A 3,567-nucleotide genomic window follows, 5' to 3' on the forward strand; every position below is an offset into this window, starting at 1 on the left:
GGATGCGGATGAAGGGCGCATCTCCTTTTGCGGCAAGGACATCACATATACGCGCGGGCGCGAGCTTCGTGAAGTGTACGGCGCGATGCAGATGATTTTTCAAATGCCCGAGGATTCTTTTGACCCCAGAAAGACGCTTGGTTGGAGCATCGCCGAGCCGCTTCTGCGGCACGGTTGGAAAAAGGAGCGGCGTAAGGAGCGCGTGGCGGCGCTCTTGCAAGAGGTGGGGCTCGGAGCGCATTTTGCCGCGCGCTATCCGCACGAGGCAAGCGGCGGCGAATGTCAACGCGCCGCCATCGCGCGCGCCTTGACGCTCTCGCCGAAACTTCTGATCTGCGATGAGGTGACGAGTGCGCTTGACGTCACAGTGCAGGCGCAGGTCGTGCGCCTCTTGCGCCGCATCTTGCAGGAGCAGGGGGCGGCGTGTCTCTTTGTCACGCACGATCTCGCGCTTTTGCCTGTGATCGCCGATCGCGTTGTCGTCATGCACGGCGGCAAGGTCGTGGAGGAAGGCCGGGTGCAGGAGGTCGTGCAGCAGGCGAAGTCGCCCTATACGCAGGAGCTTTTGGCGGCGGACTTTTTCCGCTTGCCGCATGTAGAGGATGAAGAACGGGAGAACGTCAGATCATGAAAACGCAGGAAATGCTTGCGAAAGAAGAAGCTCTGGAAAAGCGTATAGAAAGCTACTGGGACAAGCGAAGCCCTGCGTTTTCCGATGTGCGCAGAAGAGAGCTTGCAGGCGTCGATGCAGCGCTTTGGCAGCAGCTGATCGAGCGTCGTTTGCCGGAGGGCAGTCCCTTGCGCGTCTTGGACGTCGGCACGGGCGCAGGATTTTTTGCCATTCTTTTTTCACGCTTGCGGCATACGGTCACGGGCATTGACATGTCGGCGGGGATGCTGGCTGAGGCGCAGAAGAATCTCGAAGCGTTCGGCTGCCGTGCAGAGCTTCGGAAGATGAACGCGCAGCAGCTTGATTTTTCCGACGCTTCTTTCGACGTCGTCATCAGCCGCAACCTCACATGGACGCTGCCCGACGCGATGCAGGCATATCGCGAGTGGCATCGCGTGCTCAAAGCGGGCGGCATACTTTTGAACTTCGATTCGGACTGCGGCGAAACGACGTTTTCCGCAACGGGCGATCAAGCGTGCGTTCATGCCGGGATCGGCGAGGCGCTGATCGCCGAGTGCAACGCGATCAAGGATGAACTCCGCATCAGCACGCATCGCCGCCCCATCTGGGATATGGGGCTTCTCACGGCGCTGGGCTTTTCCGTGCAGGTGGACGCGGACATCGCGCCGCTGGTGCACGGCGATGATCGTCTGCACTACGATGATGTGCCGCTCTTCGGCATCTACGCGAAGAAGGTGCGGTAAGCGGCTGCGGATGAAAGCGGAACGGGAAAAGCGGGCAAGTTCTTGTCGCACAAGAAACTTCATAGTAAACTACACGCACAAACATCCACTTCGTGGACATTGTGCGCCGCCCTTACATGAAAGTTCCCACTCAGTCTGCGCCCTTCGGGCTTGACTTCTTGGACTTTCATCGTATAATTGAGGTAACAAGATAGGAGAAAAAGCTATGACTTGGGATGAGAAGGAAGAATGGCGTCAGAAATTCCTGAAAGTGCTGGCGGGCTTTCGTCTGCTGGATGACGATTTCATGACAGCGGTATTTCAAGAGAGTTTGGAATGCGTCGATCTTGTTCTGCAAATCATCCTGAACAAGCCGAACATCAAGGCGACGAAGGCGATCGTGCAAGATACGCTGAAGAATCTGCACGGGCGCAGCGTGCGTTTGGATATCCATGCATGGGCGGATGGGCAGGAATTCAATGTGGAGATTCAGCGTAGTGGAAAAGGTGCGCTGGAACGAAGAGCCAGATACAACAGCAGCTTGATAGACGCCAATGTGTTATTGGCGGGTGAAGACTATGACAAGCTGCCGGAATCGTATGTAATTTTCATCACGGAAACGGATGTGCTGGGCGAGGGTCAGCCGATGTATGTCGTTCGGCGCACGATTGAAGGAAGCGGCACGGTTTTTGGCGATGGCTCGCATATCATCTATGTCAACAGTTCTATGGCGGATGAAGATTCGCCGCTCGGCAGGTTGATGCACGACTTCCGTTGCACGCGAGCAGAGGATATGCATTACGAAGTGTTGGCAAATCGAGTGATGTACTTCAAAGAGACAGAGGAAGGAGCGAGTGCTATGTGTGAAGCGATGGAATTGCTTACGGATGAAGCTGAAAAGCGCGGCATGGAGCGTGGCATGGAGCGTGGCATGGAGCAGGGGAAGGAAAGCGAGCGCATTTTTTCTATTCGTAACATTATGGCAAACTTGCAGTTGACGGCGGAGAAAGCGATGGATGTTTTGTCTATTCCGAAATCTGAGCAGGCACGCTACAAAGCGATGCTTTGAGGAGCTGCGCGAGGGGGAGGCGGTAATATGCAAAGGAAAGCATGGCTGTGTCTATGCATCGCAGTGCTTTTGCTTCTTTGGGGAGCGGTGCTCGGCACGGCGGACGCTCATGCGGCGGATGCGCCGCCGCGCACGCGAAATCCCGGCTATATCTGGCGCATTGACGCCGATGATGTCGCGGGGCTGCCGCGCAACTTCCGCACGATGGACGGAGACTTTCGCGCCGCCTACAAGGCGGATATGGATGCTTCTTATGTGCCGACGCGCGAGGGGCTTGAGCGCCTGCACGCTTCGGGCAGCGGCGAATTTTCTGCAAGTGGTCTGCGCGCTTTGTTGGAAGTTCTTGCTGAAAAGACGAGCGCGCCGATCTGCATCGTCGATCTGCGCGAGGAGTCGCACGGCTTTTTCAACGGCACGGCGGTCAGTTGGTACGGCGAGCGCGATTGGGGCAACGTCGGTCTGACGCAGGAAGAAGCGCTTGCTGAGGAAAAGGGGCGAATCCATGACGCTGAGGGACAGATGACGGCTGTCGCTCACCTCGGCGGGGAGAAGAATCCTTTGGATGAGCATGAGATTTTTGTAGAAGAGGCGCAGACGGAAGCGGAGCTTGTCGAAGCTGCGGGGCTTCGCTACAAGCGCATCACGGCGACGGATCATATTTGGCCCGAGCCTGACGCCGTCGATGAATTTGTACGCTTTTACAAGACGCTGCCCGACGATGTTTGGCTGCATTTTCACTGTCAGGCAGGTGAGGGACGCACGACGGAATTTCTCGCGATGTACGACATTTTGAAGAACCCGGCCGTGCCTTTGAAGGATGTCCTCTACCGCCAATGCCTGCTCGGCGGCAGCTACGTCGCGCATGTGGAGCCTGCCGGCTCGACGTATTGGAAAGTGCCGTATTATGAGGAAAAGGCGCGTCACATCGCGCTGTTTCATCGGTATGTTCGGGAGCAGCAGGCGGCGGACTTTGCCGTTCCTTGGTCGGATTGGCTTGCGGCGCACGCTGATGCAGAATAACTTTTGAGGGAACATGGATAAATTCAGCCACCATCTCACACATCTGCGCTGTCCTCTCATCCTCGACAAATCCTTGCTGAGCCGTCCAAGAGCCAAGTCCGAAGGACGCAGGCGATTGGGCAACG

General features: G+C 56.8%; 4 protein-coding genes. All 4 read left to right on the top strand.

The annotated features are described in order from the left end of the window. The coding region (locus tag ACTTKG_RS09890; RefSeq protein ID WP_442674033.1) for an ABC transporter ATP-binding protein at window positions 1–631 on the top strand (631 nt) is incomplete at its 5' end. Further along, a complete protein-coding gene (locus ACTTKG_RS09895) occupies window positions 628–1,374 on the top strand; it encodes a class I SAM-dependent methyltransferase (RefSeq protein WP_442674034.1) in 747 nt (248 codons plus the stop codon). The genes ACTTKG_RS09890 and ACTTKG_RS09895, both read left to right, overlap by 4 nt. 205 nt (window positions 1,375–1,579) lie before the next feature. After that, entirely contained in the window at window positions 1,580–2,422 is an 843-nt protein-coding gene (locus ACTTKG_RS09900) for a PD-(D/E)XK nuclease family transposase (protein WP_442674035.1), read from the top strand. A 27-nt stretch (window positions 2,423–2,449) separates the two neighbouring features. Then, window positions 2,450–3,442: a phosphatase domain-containing putative toxin gene (locus tag ACTTKG_RS09905; protein WP_442674036.1), complete on the top strand. Its 993-nt coding sequence runs from the start codon at window positions 2,450–2,452 to the stop codon at window positions 3,440–3,442. The last annotated feature ends 125 nt before the right edge of the window (window positions 3,443–3,567 follow it).

The sequence above is a fragment of the Selenomonas sp. genome, from assembly GCF_052169755.1.
GTDB lineage: Bacteria > Bacillota > Negativicutes > Selenomonadales > Selenomonadaceae > Selenomonas.